This is a genomic window from Cupriavidus sp. 05N38 (assembly GCF_056397345.1).
This window is the reverse complement of sequence record NZ_JBFTNF010000022.1, coordinates 85,163-102,284: the sequence shown is the minus strand read 5'-3', so window position 1 is coordinate 102,284 and position 17,122 is coordinate 85,163. Positions and strand designations below refer to the sequence as shown.

The 17,122-nt window shown below is 69.1% G+C and carries 14 protein-coding genes; 4 read left to right on the top strand and 10 right to left on the bottom strand.

Annotated features, from left to right (window positions below):
• The first annotated feature begins 435 nt into the window (after positions 1-435).
• The gene (locus tag AC1DK4_RS17875; protein ID WP_441616837.1) at positions 436-1,857 is read left to right on the top strand and encodes a DUF1254 domain-containing protein; all 1,422 of its coding nucleotides are present in this window, start codon (positions 436-438) and stop codon (positions 1,855-1,857) included.
• A 91-nt stretch (positions 1,858-1,948) separates the two neighbouring features.
• On the opposite strand, the gene AC1DK4_RS17870 is transcribed toward AC1DK4_RS17875, so the two are convergent.
• Entirely contained in the window at positions 1,949-4,051 is a 2,103-nt protein-coding gene (locus AC1DK4_RS17870) for a TonB-dependent receptor family protein (RefSeq protein WP_441643242.1), read from the bottom strand.
• 268 nt (positions 4,052-4,319) lie between these two features.
• A complete protein-coding gene (gene metE / locus AC1DK4_RS17865; RefSeq protein WP_441620338.1) occupies positions 4,320-6,740 on the bottom strand; it encodes a 5-methyltetrahydropteroyltriglutamate--homocysteine S-methyltransferase in 2,421 nt (806 codons plus the stop codon).
• 155 nt (positions 6,741-6,895) lie between these two features.
• Between metE and AC1DK4_RS17860 the strand changes: the two genes are divergently transcribed.
• Positions 6,896-7,819 (top strand): LysR family transcriptional regulator, encoded by a 924-nt coding sequence (locus AC1DK4_RS17860; protein ID WP_441620336.1) that lies wholly within the window; start codon positions 6,896-6,898, stop codon positions 7,817-7,819.
• A 15-nt stretch (positions 7,820-7,834) separates the two neighbouring features.
• Here the strand turns inward: AC1DK4_RS17860 and AC1DK4_RS17855 are convergent, their stop codons facing one another.
• Positions 7,835-8,761, bottom strand: coding sequence for a diacylglycerol kinase catalytic domain-containing protein (locus AC1DK4_RS17855; protein ID WP_441620334.1), 927 nt, complete (start codon positions 8,759-8,761; stop codon positions 7,835-7,837).
• A 36-nt stretch (positions 8,762-8,797) separates the two neighbouring features.
• On the bottom strand, positions 8,798-9,832 hold the full coding sequence (locus AC1DK4_RS17850; RefSeq protein ID WP_441620332.1) for an SPFH domain-containing protein: 1,035 nt from the start codon (positions 9,830-9,832) through the stop codon (positions 8,798-8,800).
• A 146-nt stretch (positions 9,833-9,978) separates the two neighbouring features.
• Here AC1DK4_RS17850 and AC1DK4_RS17845 point away from each other — a divergent pair, with 146 nt between their 5' ends.
• The gene (locus tag AC1DK4_RS17845; RefSeq protein ID WP_441620330.1) at positions 9,979-10,740 is read left to right on the top strand and encodes an NUDIX hydrolase; all 762 of its coding nucleotides are present in this window, start codon (positions 9,979-9,981) and stop codon (positions 10,738-10,740) included.
• Here the strand turns inward: AC1DK4_RS17845 and AC1DK4_RS17840 are convergent.
• The 3 genes from AC1DK4_RS17840 to AC1DK4_RS17830 form a co-directional block, all read right to left on the bottom strand.
• Positions 10,715-11,986, bottom strand: a complete 1,272-nt coding sequence (locus AC1DK4_RS17840) for an MFS transporter (protein WP_477131672.1) — start codon at positions 11,984-11,986, stop codon at positions 10,715-10,717. The two genes, AC1DK4_RS17845 and AC1DK4_RS17840, sit on opposite strands and share 26 nt — an antisense overlap.
• A gap of 108 nt (positions 11,987-12,094) precedes the next feature.
• Complete coding sequence (locus tag AC1DK4_RS17835; protein ID WP_441620326.1) at positions 12,095-13,030, bottom strand: LysR substrate-binding domain-containing protein; 936 nt, start codon at positions 13,028-13,030, stop codon at positions 12,095-12,097.
• Entirely contained in the window at positions 12,987-13,391 is a 405-nt protein-coding gene (locus tag AC1DK4_RS17830; RefSeq protein WP_441620324.1) for a hypothetical protein, read from the bottom strand. Before AC1DK4_RS17830 ends, AC1DK4_RS17835 begins: the two co-directional genes overlap by 44 nt.
• Positions 13,392-13,569: 178 nt before the next feature.
• On the opposite strand from AC1DK4_RS17830, the gene AC1DK4_RS17825 reads away from it, so the two are divergent.
• Positions 13,570-14,040 carry an Lrp/AsnC family transcriptional regulator gene (locus tag AC1DK4_RS17825; protein WP_441620322.1) on the top strand — a complete coding sequence of 157 codons (471 nt, stop codon included), beginning with the start codon at positions 13,570-13,572 and terminating at the stop codon, positions 14,038-14,040.
• Positions 14,041-14,052: 12 nt separating this feature from the next.
• Here the strand turns inward: AC1DK4_RS17825 and bluB are convergent, their stop codons facing one another.
• The 3 genes from bluB to AC1DK4_RS17810 form a co-directional block, all read right to left on the bottom strand.
• Entirely contained in the window at positions 14,053-14,718 is a 666-nt protein-coding gene (gene bluB / locus AC1DK4_RS17820; protein WP_441620320.1) for a 5,6-dimethylbenzimidazole synthase, read from the bottom strand.
• A gap of 130 nt (positions 14,719-14,848) precedes the next feature.
• Positions 14,849-16,051 (bottom strand): cystathionine beta-lyase, encoded by a 1,203-nt coding sequence (metC, locus tag AC1DK4_RS17815; protein WP_441620318.1) that lies wholly within the window; start codon positions 16,049-16,051, stop codon positions 14,849-14,851.
• Between the two features lie 10 nt (positions 16,052-16,061).
• Positions 16,062-17,066 (bottom strand): Bug family tripartite tricarboxylate transporter substrate binding protein, encoded by a 1,005-nt coding sequence (locus tag AC1DK4_RS17810; protein WP_441620316.1) that lies wholly within the window; start codon positions 17,064-17,066, stop codon positions 16,062-16,064.
• Positions 17,067-17,122 lie beyond the last annotated feature (56 nt).

The window sequence follows — 17,122 nt, the reverse complement described above, 5'->3', positions numbered from 1 at the left end:
TATAAGAGCAGTCCTATTTTTGATGGTATTTCAGGGTCGATCAGAGTGTGGTTTACCCTTTAATCCCGGCGGCTGACGGGGAAGAAAATCCGGATGGCGCGCAGGGCGCGGCATATCTAAGATCAGAAGGCAACGCGAGGAACCTGCGGGGGCCTGGCGGACGAAGCCGGCGCCCCATGCAAGAGGCACGCGGGACGCAGGAGGCGCGGCCAGGCGGGAGCGCCGCTCCCCGCCCGGAAGCGCGCCATAAGACTCGGCCTTTGGTGCGTTATGCCGCATTATTCCCGTGCCCGGAATTGACAAGTGCGGACTCGCCAGCACATCATCGATCGAATAAAATCGCTCAATCACACGCGGGAAAAATGTCGCCGCTCCAGCGGTAACCGACGTGACCGACGTGTCGGGTAGTCAATCCAAAAACAAGGGATCGGGGTCATGAGTTTTTCGATTCGCCAGATCGCGGGCGCAGCGGCGCTCGGCCTGCTGCTGGCCGGGTGCGCCACGGCACCGCAGAAGGTGGAAGCGCCGAAGGGCGCTTCCACCCAGCCGGACGCGACCATCAAGGCCTTGTCGGCCCAGGTCTTCACCTACGCCTATCCGCTGGTGCTGATGGATGTCACGCGCGAGGTCATGACCGCGCGCACGCCGGCCAATACCTTCGCGCACAAGCGCAGCTTCCCGGACGCCACCTTTACGGATGTGGTCAGCCCGAATGCCGACACGCTCTACTCGTCGGCATGGCTGGACCTGAGCGCGGAACCGGTGATCCTGTCCTTGCCGGATACCCACGGCCGCTACTACCTGATGCCGCTGATGGACGGCTGGACCAATGTGTTCGCTTCGCCGGGCAAGCGCACCACCGGCACCGGCAAGGCCGTGTTCGCTATCACCGGCCCGAAGTGGACGGGCACCTTGCCGCCTGATGTGAAGGAAATCCACGCACCCACCGAAATGGTCTGGCTGATCGGCCGTACCCAGACCAACGGCAAGCAGGACTACGCGGCGGTGCGCCAGTTGCAGAACCAATACCGCCTGATGCCGCTGTCGGCCTGGCAGCGCGCCGGCAAGACACGCGGCAAGGCCGCGCCGGCCGCCGCGCCGGAAAGCAGCACGGCCGATGTGGAAACCCCGCCGGTGGAGCAGGTGGCAGCCATGGACGCGCAGGCGTTCTTCACGCGCTTCGCCGAGTTGCTGCCTGCCAATCCGCCCGCGCCGGCAGACGCCGCCATGGTGGCATCGATCAAGAAGCTCGGCATCGTGCCCGGCGCCCCGTTCTCCGTGACCGCGCTCGAGCCCTCCACGGCCCGTGCCGTGCAGGAAGGCGCCACCGCCGCGCTGGCCGGCATCTCGGGCGCTGCCAGGCGCGGCGCCGACACCGGCGCGGAGTGGAACATCCGCCGCGACCTCGGCAGCTATGGCACCGCCTATGGCAAGCGCGCGCTGGTGGCGTGGGTCGGCCTCGGGGCGAACCTGCCGGCGGACGCGCTCTACCCCAGCACGCGCGTCGACTCGGCCGGCAAGCCGCTCAGCGGAGCGAAGCGCTATGTCATGCATTTCGACAAGAACCAGCTGCCGCCGACCAGCGCCTTCTGGTCGCTCACGCTCTACAACGACAAGCAGGCGTTCGCGGCGAACCCGCTGAACCGCTACGCCATCGGCGACCGCGACCGCCTCAAGTACAACCGCGACGGCTCGCTCGACCTCGTCATCCAGAATGCACGTCCGCCGGCCAGCCAGCTGCCGAACTGGCTGCCAGCGCCGGCGGACGGTTTCAACCTGATGCTGCGAGTCTACTGGCCCAAGCAGGCCATGCTCGATGGCACCTGGGTGGTCCCGCCGGTGGAGCGGATCGACTAAGGCGCAGGGAAGGGAACAGCGGCAGGAAAGACAAAGGGGCAGGGGCGCTGCGCGGCGAGCACCCCTGCCCCTTGCGCCATGGCGGCGGGCCTCAGAACTTGTACTTCACCCCGGCATAGAAGGCGCGCCCGGTGCCTGGATAGAAGACCGCGGTATTGGCGGTGCGCGCATCGGCCACCGTACTGAAATCGCTCACGTAGCGCTTGTTGGTCAGGTTCCTGGCGTCGAGGAATACCGTGACCCCGCGCTGGAAGTCGTAGCTGGCCTGCACTCCCAGCAGCACGTAGCCCGGCGTGCGCAGCGTATTCGCGTAGTCGACGTAGGCGCCGCCCGGCACCCAGTCGATGGTGCCTGCCACGCGCAGGCCGGCCGCGCGGCTGTAGGCGACGGTGGTGCGCAACACATGCTCCGGCACGCCTGCGATGCGGTTGTTGCCATACTGCGGATCATTGTCGAAGCGGAAATCGCTGTAGTTCCACAGTTGCGACAGCGTGAACCTGTCGCCGCTGCCGAATACGTTCTGCAGCACGTCGCCGGACACGCCCAGCTCCACGCCCTGCAGCGTGGTGCGATTGGCATTGAAGGTGGCAGCGGGTACATCCGGGTTGGTGGTGAACTGAAGCAGCTGGTCGCGCACCAGCGAGCGGTACGCCGTCACGTCCCACGAAAAGCGTTCGCGCTTGCCGCGCGTGCCGAGTTCCAGCGTCCAGCCGTGTTGCGCGGCCAGCGGCACGAAGCGCGTGGTGGTGGCGATGGTCTGGGTCAGGTCGGTGAAGTCGGGCACGTCGGCGCTGCGCGTGATGTCCGCGAAGGCCTGCACGTCGCGCACCGGTTCCCACAGCACGCCGAACTTGGGATTGACGCCGCTGTAGGTGGTGCGATCCGACTTGGGCGTGGGGTTCGCCGCCAGGCCGCCGTAGTCGTGGTAGTCGCGCACGTTGCGGTAGGCCTTGGCGCCGGCCATCAGCGCGACCGTGGGCACGACCCAGAGGCGGTCCTCCAAGTAGGCCTCGTAGTTGTAGGCGTCCTGCGCCGCGTTGAGCGTCTGCGCGCCGCGGTTGCCGTTGATGTTGATGAACTGGCGCGCATCGTTGTTGCCGCCGAAGAAGCGCGCGCCGACGATCACCTGGTTGCGCAGGCCGCCGATGGTCTGGTTGCCGGTGTAGCGCGGGGCGAAGCCGTAGGTCCAGTAGTCCTGGTCGATCACCTGGAAGATCGGGTGGTACAGGCTCTTGTGGATGACCCAGGTGCTGAAGTCGAGCTGGCCGCTGTCCAGCTTGACGGTGGTCACGTTGGCCACGCGCTCGGTGCGGGTGTTGCGCGCCTGGTCGCCGGCCAGCGCGCTGGCGGAGGCCTTGCGCGGGTTGTTCAGCGCATCGCTGAGCGAGAGCGAGCCCGGCAGTTGCTGGTCGACGATGTAGGCGCCGAGGTAGAAGCGGGTTTCCACCGCCGGGCTGAAACGGTAGCCGAAGTTGGCGTTGAACTGCTCGTACTGGCCGCGCTCGTGGTCCCGGTAGCCGTTGGAATGGTTGACGCTCAGGTTGCCCAGGAAATCGAAGGCGCCGATCTGGCGCGAGACCTGGCCGCTGGCCCGTGCCGTGCCGAAGCTGCCGCCGTCCACGCGCACCAGGTTGGGCGCGTCGGCGGTCAGCGCGGTGGGCGTGGTGAAGTTGATCGCGCCGCCCAGCGTGGTGGTGCCGTAGGCCAGGCCGTTGCCGCCCTTGTAGACTTCGGCCGCGCTCAGGCCGAGGGGGTCGATCTGGTAGTAGTCGCCGCTGCCGTCGGCGAAGTTGGTGGGCACGCCGTCCTGCAGGATGTCCAGGCCGCGCGTATGAAAGCCGCGCGCGATGCCCGAGCCACGGATGGACAGCCGCAGTTCCTGGCCGTAGCGCTCCTGCACATAGACGCCTGGCGAGTCCTTGAGGACGTCGCGCAGGTTACTGGCGTAGGTGTCGCTGTAGGAAGCCGCATCGACGAAGCCCACCGAGCCGGCAGTCCCGAACAGCGTCTCTTTCTGCTGGCCCACCGAGGGCGCCGTCAGCGAGCCATGCGCCTTGGCCGTCACCGTGGTCGTCGGCAGCGTCACCGTGGCATCCGGCGCTGCCGGGGCGGTGGCCTGGGCCAGTGCGGCGGTCGTGAATGCCGCGGCGGGCAGGGCGGCGGCGCGCCGCTTCCAGTGTCTGGCTCTCTTCATGTTTTCCCTTGTGGCGCCGGACCTGCGTGGGGCCGCGYCTTTTTTACCGTGCTTGGATAGCCGCGTACGATACGGAATATCGCCCGCCGCGCGCTATGTGACACAGTGCCGCAACCGTGTGGAATGCGGCACATTCCTGCCGCCTGCAGGCGCTCAAGGGAACACAATACAGCTAACCGGCCAGCACGCCATAGCTCTGGCCATGGAACTGGCGCAGCACACCGGCCGGTTGGCGCGCCGCGCAAGGGGGGCGCGGGAGGATGCCGGGCTAGCTGGCGTGCGTCGCGCAATCGACGCAGCCCGCCGCATGGCCGGCGTGATGTGCTGCCTGATGTGTTGCCTGATGCGCTACGTGATGGCCCGTGAGGCCGCCCGGCCCGGCCGCCCGCGTGGCGCGCTGCCACCGGGTGGCGCCAGCCTTGCCGACCCGCTCGCGCAGGCTGCGCGCGGCTGTCACCATATTGGCCAGCGCCGCTTCGGTTTCCGGCCAGGCGCGCGTCTTGAGGCCGCAGTCCGGGTTGACCCACAGGCGCTGCGGCGGGATCACCTCGCAGGCGCGTTCGAGCAGGTGCGTGATGGCTTCCACGCTCGGCACGCGCGGCGAGTGGATGTCGTATACGCCCGGCCCGATCTCGTTGGGGTAGTCGAACGCGCCGAAGCCCTCGAGCAGCTCCATCGCCGAGCGGGACGTCTCGATGGTGATCACGTCGGCGTCCAGCGCCGCGATGGCGGGCAGGATGTCGTTGAACTCCGCGTAGCACATATGGGTGTGAATCTGCGTTTGGTCCGCTACCGAGGCGGCCGAGATCTTGAACGCATGCACGGCCCAGGCGAGGTAGGCTTCCCAGTCGCCCTTGCGCAGCGGCAGGCCTTCGCGCAGCGCCGGCTCGTCGATCTGGATGATGCGGATGCCGGCCTGTTCCAGGTCGGACACCTCATCGCGGATCGCCAGGGCGAGCTGCAGCGTGGTGGCCGCGCGCGGCTGGTCGTCGCGCACGAAGGACCATTGCAGCATGGTCACCGGGCCCGTGAGCATGCCCTTCATCGGCCGCTCGGTGAGGGACTGCGCGTAGCGCGTGGTCTCCACGGTCATCGGTTCGGGCCGGTACACGTCGCCGTAGATCACCGGCGGCTTGACGCAGCGCGAGCCATAGCTCTGCACCCAGCCATTGGCGGTGAAGGCGTAGCCGCACAGTTGTTCGCCGAAATATTCCACCATGTCATTGCGCTCGGCCTCGCCGTGCACCAGCACGTCCAGGCCCAGTGCTTCTTGCTTGCGCACGGCGGTCTCGATCTCGGCGCGGATGCGCTGCAGGTATTCCAGCGCGCCGATGTCCCCGCGCTTGTAGGCCGCGCGCGTCTGGCGGATCGCCGTGGTCTGCGGGAAGGAGCCGATGGTGGTGGTGGGCAGCGCCGGCAATTGCAGCGCGTCGCGCTGGCGGGCGATGCGCGCGTCGAACGGGCTGTTGCGCTCGGCCATGCCGGCGGTGAGCGCGGCCACGCGCGCCTGCACCTGCCGGTTGACCACGCGACGCGAGTCGCGGCGCGAGGCCAGCGCGGCCTCGTTGGCGGCCAGTTCCGCCGCGACGGCGGCTTCGCCCTCGTTGAGCGCGCGTGCCAGCACGCTTACCTCGTCGAGCTTCTCGGTGGCGAAGGCCAGCCAGTCGCGGATCTCGGCATCGAGGCTCTGCTCGGCCTCGAGCGACACCGGCACATGCAGCAGCGAGCAGGACGGCGCCACCCACAGGCGCTCGCCCAGCTCCGCGTGCAGCGGCGCCAGCACGGCCAGCGCGCGGCGCAGGTCGGTGCGCCAGATATTGCGGCCGTCGATCACGCCGGCGGACAGCACCGCGCCGGCCGGCAGGACCTTGCGCCAGGCGTCGAGCTGCTGCGGCGCGCGCACCAGGTCGAGATGGAAGCCCTGCACCGGCAGCGCGGCGGCGCGCGCCGCGTGGTCGGCCGCGGTGTCGAAGTAGGTGGCCAGCAGCAGCTTGACGCCCGAGCCGGCAAGCGCGGCGTAGGCGCTGTCATAGGCGTCGAGCCAGGCCGGCTCCAGATCCAGGCACAGCGCCGGCTCGTCGATCTGCACCCATTCGATGCCGCGTTCGCGCAGGCGGCCCAGGACGCGGGCGTAGGCGGATACCAGCGCCGGCAGCAGGCTGAGGCGCTCGAAGCCCTCCGCATGGCTCTTGGACAGCCACAGGTAGGTGACCGGCCCGATCAGCACCGGCTTGGCTGCCAGGCCCAGCGCGAGCGCTTCGTCCACTTCATCGAAGAACCAGTCCACGCCGCCGTCGAAGCGCGTTTGCGGCCCTAGTTCAGGGACCAGGTAGTGGTAGTTGGTATCGAACCACTTGGTCATTTCCATGGCGGGCTGCGCCTTGTTGCCGCGCGCCAGCTCGAAATACTGCGCCAGGCTCAGCTGCCTGGGCTCGAAGCCGAAGCGCGCGGGCAGGGCGCCGAGCAGCGCGCTCAGGCCGAGCACCTGGTCGTAGTAGGCGAAGTCCCCCACCGCCACGCTGTCCAGGCCCGCTTCGGCCTGGGCCTGCCAGTGGCGCTGGCGCAGGCCGGCGGCCACTTCGCGCAGGTTGGCTTCGCCGGTCTCGCCGCGCCAGAATGCCTCCTGGGCGAATTTCAGCTCGCGCTGGGCGCCGATGCGGGGGAAGCCCGCGATATGTGTGCTTGCCATCAGGTGCTCTCGCAATTGGTATGTGACGATGGCGCCCAGTGTGGAATCCGGCGTAAAATGAATCAAGCGATAAGATTTAATCAACGTATGAATGGATTTCATATCAAACCATATCCAGGTTTTCGGGCGTGCGGATGTACAGGGTGGAGCGCGCCGTGATCGAAGTCAGGCACCTGCGTTCCCTGGTGGCCATCGCGGAGTCCGGCAAGCTCGCGGCCGCCGCCGAGCGCGTGCACGTGAGCCAGTCTGCGCTGTCCCACCAGATCAAGGGCATCGAGGCGCACTACGGCCTGCCGCTGTTCGACCGCACCCGCCAGGGCCTGCGCTTCACGCCGGCGGGGGAGCGCCTGCTGGCGCTGGCGCGCGAGACGCTGGCTGCCATCAGTACGGCCGAGCGCGACCTGATCCGGCTCAAGGGCGACACGCGCGGCGAACTGCGCATCGTGCTGGAGTGCCACACCTGCTTCGACTGGCTGATGCCGGTGATGGACGAGTTCCGCCGCCGCTGGCCCGAGGTCGAGGTGGACCTGGTGGCGGGCTTCCACGCCGATCCGCTGGCGCTGCTGGCCGAGGGCCGGACCGACATGGTGATCGGCTCGCTGCCGCCGGCCAAGCGCGGGCTGGCGGTGGCGCCGCTGTTCCGTTTCGAGATCCTGGCGGTGATCGCCAACGAGCACCGGCTGCGCAACAAGCGCCGTATCGAGGCAGCCGACCTGGACGGTGAGACCCTCATCACCTACCCGGTGCCCGAGCAGCGCATCGACCTGATCCGCGAAGTGCTGGAGCCGGCTGGCATCAAGCTGCAGCGGCGCACGGCCGAACTGACGGTGGCGGTGCTGCAACTGGTGGCCAGCCGCCGCGGCGTGGCCGCGCTGCCCAACTGGGGCGTCAAGAACTACGTGGACCATGACTACGTGCTGGCCAAGCGCATCGGGGCCAAGGGCTTGTGGAGCGAGCTGTACGCCACCACGCCGGCGGGACTGGCCGGGCGGCCCTATGTGCGCGATTTCGTCTCTATCGTGCGCGATACCTGCGCCGCCGAGCTGGACGGCATCGAACTGCTGGCGGAAGGAAGATAGCGGCGCAGAGCCGCGCTATTGCACCAGTTGTCCGCGGCGCTGCGCCACGCCGATGCGCGCCTCGGTGCCTGCATTGAATTGCAGGAAATCCGCCTCGATGCCGTCGCTGAAGATCACGCCGGCCTCGGGCATCAGGGAGCGCAGCACGATCTGCTCGCCGCGCGGGATCTCGCCGTACACCAGCGTGGCCTGGCTGGCGCGGCTGGGAAAGGGCTCGCGCACGGCGAACACCAGCCGGTCGGTATCCCAGGGCAGCGGCTGGTAGGGCGCCTCGCCACCGTCCGGCAGCGCGATGGCGCGCGCGCCCGTGACGATGCTCTTGAGCCAGGCGGTGGATCCGAGACCGGTGGAGACGATGATGCCGCTCGACGATTGCACCTCGCCACGCCCGCCGAGCTGGATCTCGTAGCGCGCCGAGGTGTGGCTGCGCGGCCCGACGAAGAAGTCGTTGACCGCGTACAGCACCTGCTGGTCGGAGAGCTCGGCGCGTGCCATCGTGACCGGGCGGGCGGGGCGGCGGTCCTGCATGGCCTCGGCCAGCACGCGCGCCACATCGCCGGGCCGGAACGGCAGCAGCACGCCGTCATGGCGCGCCGGGTCCGGGTTCACGCCAAGCAGCGGCTGGCCGTCCAGGTATTTCATGGTGTTGGCGACCAGGCCATCCTGGCCTAGCGCCACCACGATATCGTCCGGGCCGAACAGGAAGTTGGGCAGGAACTGCCGGTCCACCACCTGCCGCCGCTGGTAGCGCGACAGCGCGTTGCCCACCTGGGCGCGCGCGGCCTGGTAGGCGTCGTGTTCGCGCTGGTAGTCGCTGATGTCCGCCCCCAGGTGCTCCAGGTAGAAGCGTGCCTGCGCCAGCGAGTGATAGCGCGCCAGCAGTTCCTCCAGGCGCGTCTTGCGCGTGACCAGCACTACCTTGCGGTCGGCGGCGTTGCTCATGGTGTGTCTGCTCCCGAGGCTTGAAGCAAGCGTGGCTCAATCGCGGGCGCGGCCCCTGGCCTGCGGTGCCAGCAGCGATTGCAGCAGCTCCGGCGACATATTGAGCTGCCCGATCCGTTCGGCCTTGTCGGCGATGCCGCCGAAGGCCTGCGCTATCAGCTGTCCCGGCGCCATGCCGGAGGCGGCCAGCGCCTGCACGATGCGCGCGTCCGCGCCTTGCAGCGCCTGCATCACGGCGCCCAGGCGGTGCGCCTCGGCCTCGGCCGTGGTGCGGGTATTGTCCGCCTCGAGTCCGACGAACTCCTTGCGCCGCGCTTCCAGCGTGATCCGCGCTTCCATGGCGCTGGCCTGCAGTTGCGCCTGCTTTTCCTGCACGGCGGCCTCGGCCTCCATCTGCGTCTCGCGGATGGTGCGCTGCTTGAGCTCGACGGCCACCTCGGTATCGAGCTCGCTTTCCTTGATGGCGCGCTCGTTCTCCACCGCGGCATTGCGGCGCGCGTAGATGGCGTCGTCGGCGGCCTTCAGGATCTGCTCGCGGACTTCGGCTTCCAGCGCCCGTGCGGTTTCGGCGCGCGGCTTCACGGCCACCATCGAGAAGGACAGCACCTCCAGCCCCAGCGCCAGCACGTCCGGGTGGCTCTTGAGCGCAGCTTCGACCTGCCGTGCCATGCGGTCCGAGCCCTGCAGCGCGGCGCGCAGCGTCTCGGCGCTCACGGCTTGCTGCACCAGCACTTCGACCACGCCTTCGACGCGTGCGCGCAGGTTCTGCGGGTCTTCGGATATATAGCTGCGGCCGTCCGGCTTGAGCGCGAAGTTCAGCATGGCCGCGGTCTTGCGTGGCTCGGTGATGCGGTAGGAGAGGTTGCCCTGCACCGTGACCGACTGGAAATCCGCCGTGATCAGCTCGAAGATGTAGGGCAGCACCTGGCTGCCCACCGGCACCGCGACCAGCGACGTGGTGGGCGCGTAGTAGTAGAACGACTGGCCGCTGCCTTCGCGCAGGATCCTGCCGCCCTTCATCTGCATCAGGTAGGTGGTGGGATCTGCCTTGATGAAACGGATGCCGAACATGATGGTTCCTTTCCTGGTTGCCGTGGTGCCCGCGCCGGCCTGGCCGGTCCGGCGCGAATAAGTGTGTGTGTGCCACTAATATAAGTGGCACTGTGACACTTGTCAATTTATAATCCGCCTCATCGCACACCGGACGCCACCCCAAGATGCCCACGCCCGCCAGGAACGCACCGACCTCCGCCACGACACCCGCCAGGGAAGACGCGGCCGGCGCCGATTTTCCGCGGCCGCTGACCACGGTGGACGTCGTCATCCTCACCGTGCGCGGCGGTGCGCTGCAGGTACTGCTGGTGCAGCGTCCGGACCAGGCGGGCGAGCCGTATCCCGGGCGCTGGGCATTGCCGGGCGGCTTTGTCGATATCGCGCGCGACGCAGACCTGCAAGGCTGCGCCTTGCGCAAGCTGGCGGAGAAGACGGGCGTGGCAAGTCCCTACCTCGAACAGGTAGGCAGCTGGGGCGGCGCCACGCGGGATCCGCGCGGCTGGTCGGCCACCCATGTGTATGTGGCGCTGCTGGCCGATGCCAGCCTGGCGCCGCACAAGGGCGGCAACGCGGCGGACCTGCGCTGGGCGCCGGTGGAGGGCGACGGCGTGGCCGTGCCGCTGGCCTTCGATCACGCGGTGCTGCTGGGCGCGGCGCTGGCGCGCGTGCGCGGCAAGACGGAGTACACCTCGCTGCCGGCGCATCTGTTGCCGGCGGCGTTTACGCTGGGCGAGCTGCAGCAGGTATATGAAACCGTGCTCGGCCGGGCGCTGGAGAAGAAGGCCTTCCGCACGCGCATGCTGGCCGCCGACCTGCTGGAAGACCTGGGCGAACAGAAGGAGACCGGGCGCCGCCCCGCGTCGCTCTACAAGCTGCGGGAACAGGCCGGGCTGGTGTATTTCACGCGGAGTTTCGAGCAGCGCTGAGCGCTGCCGGCTGCGGCGCGGGCGTGCCGGCCGCGGTGTCGTCGATCGGGAAGTGCAGCAGCGCGGCCACCAGCCCGGCCAGCGCCGTGCCGGCCCACACGATCGAGTAGGAGCCGGTCAGGTCGAACATGAAGCCGCCCAGCCAGGCGCCGAGGAAGGAGCCGACCTGATGGCTGAGGAAACACACGCCGAACAGCGTGCCCAGGTGGCGCGTGCCGAACACCTTGGCCACCAGCCCGCTCGTGAGCGGCACCGTGCCCAGCCAGGTCAGGCCCATCACGGCCGCGAAGACGATCACCGAGACGGCGCTCTTGGGCAGCAGCACGAAGATCCCGATGGCGGCGCCCCTTGTCAGGTACAGCCAGCCCAGCACGTATTGCTGCCGGAAACGCCCGCCCAGCCAGCCGCATGCCCAACTGCCGGCCATATTGAACRAGCCGATCAGCGCCAGCGCGGTTGCCCCCAGCCCTGCCGGCAGGTGGCACAGCGTCAGGTAGCCCGGCAGATGCGTGCCGATGAAGGCGAGCTGGAAGCCGCAGGTGAAGAAGCCGAGCGTGAGCAGGCGGTAGCCGCGATGCCGGCACGCCAGCGCCAGCACCGCGCGCAGGGAAGCCGCCGGCACCGCGGGCGCATGGGCGCTCCCCGGCTTGCGTTTTTCGAGCAGGAGGCCGAGTGGCGCCGCCAGCAGGATCACGGCCGCCATCGTGAACAGCGAGGCGCTCACGCCGGCACCCGCGCGGACCGATTGCGCCAGCGGCACCAGCAGCACCTGCCCGAGCGAGCCGCCGGCACTGGCAAGGCCCATCGCCATGCTGCGCTGTTCCGGACTGGCCACGCGCCCGACCGCCGTCAGCACTACGCCGAAGCTGGTGCAACTGATGCCGATGCCCACCAGCATCCCCATGCCGACCACCAGCATCGCGCCAGTGGGCGCCACCGCCGCCAGGCCCAGGCCCGCGGCAAACGCCGCCGCGCCGAAGGCCACCACCGGGGCGCAGCCGTAGCGGTCGGCGGCGGCACCGGCAAACGGCTGGGCGAGACCCCACACGAGATTGTGCAGCGCTATCGCGAAGGCGATCAGCGTGACCGGCATGCCGCGGTCGAATGACAAAGGCCCCAGGAACAGCCCGAAGGTCTGCCGCACGCCTATCGCCGCGCTCAGGATCAGCGCGGCCGAGATCACCACCAGCAGCGCCGGGTTCTTCAGGGTGGCAAAGCGTTGGTCGTTGCCTTGTGCCGTCAGCATGTCGGGTTCCTCCTGGCGCCAATAGTGGCAGCGGGCGGATGGCGCGGCAAAGGAAAAGACGTCGACTACAAGTGAGGATTTCTCACTTGCGCAGGGCGCGGCCGGCGATCACGGGGCGGCAGCGTGCCCGGCCACGGCGCCGGCATCGCAGGTCCGGGCCTGGTCGAGCAGCCACTGGCGGAAACCGGCGAGATCGGGGCGCTGCCTTGCCTCGCCGCTGCCTTCGGCGCTGACCAGCCAGTACGCCGTCTGCGCGGCAAGCGGCTGCGCGCCGAGCGCGACCAGCGTGCCGGCCGCCAGATCGCGATCGACCAGCGGGCGTCGTCCCAGCGCCACGCCGAGGCCGGCGGCGGCGGCTTCCAGCGCGAGCCCGAAGGTGTCCAGGCGCAGGTGTCCCGCAGGCGTCACGTGCGCCATGCCGGTGCTGTCGAGCCAGGCCGGCCAGTCCTCGCTGGCCGGCTCGACATGGATCAGCGTGGCGCGGCGCGGATCGAAGTTGCCTTGCGCATCGAGCACCGTAGCGCGGCAGGCCGGGCTGCACACCGGCAGCAATTGCTCGCCGAACAGGCGGCACCAGGCCGCGCTGGCGGCCGGCGCCCGGCTCATGCGGATGGCAAAGTCGAAGCCGTCGGCGGGAAAGCCTACCTGCCGGCGCGAGGTATCGACGGTGACATTGATCTCCGGCCAGCGCTGGCGGAAATCGTGCAGGCGCGGCAACAGCCAGCGCGAGGCCAGGGTCGGCGCGCAGCTCACGGCGATGGTGCGGCCGGCGCGGCGGTCCGGCAGGCGCTGCGTGCCGGTGGCGATCAGCGCGAAAGCTTCCGATATATAGCTCAGGTAGTCCGCGCCCGCCGGCGTCAGCGAAAGGCCGCGCGGCTCGCGCACGAACAGCGCCACGCCGAGCGCCTGTTCCAGGCCGGCGATGCCGTGGCTCACGGCGCCCGGCGTCACGTTCAGCTCGGCGGCGGCCAGCTTGAAACTCTGGTGCCTCCCGGCGGCTTCAAAGAAGCGCAGCGCCGAGAGGGGCGGAAGACGAAGCGGCATGAGACGGTCCAGAAGGCAGCCTGTTGGCGGCCTGAGCATACCGAGCCGGGGTTGCGGCCGCAAGGGCGGGCAGGGCGGGCGTGCGCGCATCGTGTTCGTGCGCATCACCGGCAAGTCCGGCCAGGCCGGGCATCTCCCGCACTTCGAGCACGTCCACGCCGTTCTCCAGGCGCCTGACGAACAAGGACAGCAGGTCCGCGTCCTCGGCGGCGACCGACAGCGCGAGCGGATAGGGCGCGGCAGGATCGAAGTCCATGCCGGCCAGTGTCAGGCCGGTGCGGCGGGCATTGGCAAGCGTCCATTCGATGGTGCCGAAGACATCGCTGCGATCGAGCCGGAGTGCGAGATTCAGGGTAGGCATGGGAGACAGGGCGCAAGCGCAAAGAAGTAGGAAAGAGGTACCGGATACATGCAGAAAATTTACCAGCGCCGGCCCGGAATGAGCTTCTTTGTTGTCTTCTGTTTTGCCTTGATTGTGGATAATTTGTCTTTGATATGTGCTAATGTTGGTGAATTATTCTTCTTTGACCCGTGAAGCCATGCCAACCTCTCCCAAGCTCGACGAAACCGACCGCCGCATCCTGCGCGCGCTGCGGCGCGACGGCAGGCTCTCCAACCTCAAGCTCGCGGAGCAGGTCGGCCTCTCGCCTACGCCGTGCTGGAACCGCGTGCGCGCACTGGAGGAAGGCGGGGTGATCGAGGGGTACGCGGCGCTGCTGAACCAGAAGGCGCTGGGCCTGCCCGACACCGTGCTGATCGAAGTCACGCTCGACCGGCACGACGACGACATGCTCGACCGCTTCGGCGAGGCCCTGGCGGAACTGCCCGAGGTGATGGAGGCTTACCTGCTGACGGGTGAGTACGACTACCTCATCAAGGTGGCGGTGGCCGGCACGGAGGGCTATGAGCAATTCCTGCGCCACAAGCTCTACAAGCTGCCCGGGTTGCGGCACAGCCATTCCACCTTCGTGCTGCGCACCATGAAGCGCGAGCCCTCCGTCGAGCCCTGAGAGGGTCGGCGCTCAGGCCGCGGGCGTTTCCCAGCGATCGGTGCAGAGGAACGCGGCCAGCGGGCGGGCGTGGCGCCAGTCCTCCAGTTCCAGCATCGGCGCCGGATAGAAAGCCTGCACGGGGCCCAGGCAGAGGATGGCGACCGCCTCGCCGCCTGGCGGCAGCCGCAACAGTTGCGCCAGCGCAGCGGGCGCGAACATCGAGACCCAGCCCATGCCCAGGTTCTCGGCGCGCGCCGCCAGCCACAGGTTCTGGATGGCGCAGGCCGCCGAGCACAGCGCCATCTCGCGCGGCATGGTACGGCGCCCGAACACGGTGCCGTCGTCGGGCGCCAGCGCGACCACCAGCAGCTCCGCGCATTCGCGCACGCCTTCCACCTTCAGCCGCAGGAATTCGCTGTTGCGCTCGCCCATCGCCTGCGCGGTCTGTTGCCGCTCCGCCTCCACCAGCGCCGCAATATCCAGCCGCGCGGCAGGATCGGCGATGCGGATAAAGCGCCAGGGCTGCATCAGGCCGACCGAAGGCGCGGCATGCGCAGCCTGCAGGATCCGCAGCAGCACCGCTTCGTCGACCGACGCCCCGGCGATGAAATGGCGCATATCCCGGCGCGCCGCCACGAGACGGTAGAAGCTCTCGCGTTCCTCGGGCGAGAAGACGGTGCTGGGGGTGTCGGTCATGGGCAATGCCTTGGGAGCGCGGACGCCAAAGGCGGCATTGTAGGCGCGCAGGCGTGCGGCGCCCGCCTGTGCCCCGCAGGCGGGCCGGTCGCGAACGCGCATGCCGGCAGATTTGCCGGCCACCGCCGCGTTACATTGCCGCCGGTTCGCCCACCTGCGCTTGCTGCGCGATGGCCGCGAATCCCCGCGCCAGGTCCGCGACGAGATCGTCCACGTCTTCCAGGCCGATATGCAGCCTGATCACCTGCCCGCGCGTGGACCAGTCGGTCACGCTGCGCGCGCCGCGCATGTCGGCGACCACGGCGAGGCTTTCGAAGCCGCCCCAGGAGGCGCCGATGCCGAACAGCGCGAGGCTGTCGACCAAGCGCTCGGCGGCGCCGGGCGCGGCGCTGCGCAGCGAGAACGACAGCAGGCCGTTGGTGCCGTGGCAGTCGCGCAGCCAGAGCGCATGCCCGGGGTCGCCGGGCAGGGCGGGGCAGAAGACTTCGGCCACTTCGGCACGCGCCTGCAGCCAGCGGGCCACGCCCAGCGCGCTGCGTTCGTGCTGGGCCATGCGCGCGCCGAGCGAGCGCATGCCGCGCTGTACCAGGTAAGCATCATCCGGGCTGACGGCGATGCCGAAGGCATCGGCCACGTCGGCCAGCGCCGGCCACGCGGCTTCGGTGGTGCACACGGTGCCCATCATCACGTCGGAATGGCCGGACAGGTATTTGGTGGCGGCCATCAGGGAGATATCGGCGCCGAGCGCCAGCGGGCGGTAGAGCAGCCCGGAGCCCCAGGTGTTGTCGGCGGCGACCAGCGCGCCATGGCGGTGCGCGATGGCGGCGATGGCGGGCAGGTCACACATCTCGTAGGCGAGCGAGCCGGGCGTTTCCACGTAGACCAGCCGGGTTTCCGGGCGCAGGCAGCGCTGCAGGTCATGGCCGTCGGCCGCGTAGAAGCTGGCGGCGATGCCATGCCGGGCGAGGAATCCAGCGGCCAGCTTGCGCACCGGCTCGTAGACGCAGTCGGGCAGCAGCACGTGCTGGCCGGGGCGCAGGAAGGCCAGCAGGGTCATCGCGGCGGCGGCCAGCCCGCTGGGAAACAGGCGCGTGCGGTAGCCGCCCTCCAGTTCGGTGACCATGTCCTCCAGGGCGAAGGCGGTGGGGTTGCCGCGCGCGCCATAGGTAAACAGCCGTTCGCTGCCGCGCCGGCTGCGCATCTCGCGCATCTGCGCGGTGGATTCGAACAATACGGTGCTGGCACGCACCACCGGCGGGTTGACCGGCCGGCCGCCGTCCACGGCGGCTGCGCGGCCGCCGTGCGCGAGCTGGGTCAGGGCGCTGTGTTTCATCGGCATGGCCTCAGTCCACCCGCGCGCCGGACAGCTTCACGATCTGCGACCAGCGTGCGATGTCGCCCTTGAGCTGGCTGGCGAAGGCCTCGGGCTTGCTGGCCACCACGTCGCTGCCGCCCTCGTTGATCAGCCTGACCACGTCGGGCATCTGCAGCACCTGCACGATGGCGCGATTGAGCAGGGCGATGCGTTCGGGCGAGGTGCCGGCCGGCGCGAACACGCCATACCAGTCTTCGAAGCGGGCATTGCGGTAGCCGAGCTCTTCCAGCGTCGGCACCTTGGCGAACACGCCCAGGCGGCGCGGGCTGGTGACGGCCAGCGCGCGCATGCGCCCGCTCTGGATAAAGCTTGCCACCGAGGACGTCGACGTGATCAGCACGTTGACCTGTCCGCCCATCAGGTCGTTGATGGCGGGGCCGGCGCCCTTGTACGGCACGTGCTGCAAGGCAATGCCGCTGTCCTTGTCTAGCACCACGCCGACCAGGTGCGACAAGGTACCGTTGCCGGGCGTGGCGAAGGTGATCTTCTGCGGCTGCGCCCTGGCCTGCGCGGCCAGCTCGGCGAAGCTCTGCCACGGCGCGTTGGCGGCCACCACGATGGCCAGCGGCGCGGCGTTGATCTGCGTGACCGGCGCGAAATTCTTCACCGGGTCGAAGCCGGGCGCGCTGTACAGCGTCGGGTTGACCGCCATCACCGACACCTGCGAGGTCAGCAAGGTATAGCCGTCCGGCTTGGCCTCGGCCACGAAGCGCGTGCCGATATTGCCGCCGGCGCCGCCGCGGTTGTCGGTCACGGCGGTCTGCCCCAGCACTTCGCCCAGCCGCGTGGCCACGATGCGGGTGACGGCGTCGTTGCCGCCGCCGGCCGGGAAGGGCGAGACGATGCGCAACGGCTGGGCGGGAAAGCCGCCTACGGGGGCGAGCGGCGCCAGCGGCTGGGCCGCGGCGGCGCCGGCGCAAAGCACGGCAATGGCGGCGAACGCGCCGGCGAGGACTTGCGTGGGGCGGGACATGAGAACCTCCTTCTGTGCTTTGTTCGTGGGGGACGTCTGGGGCAGGGGAAGTGCGG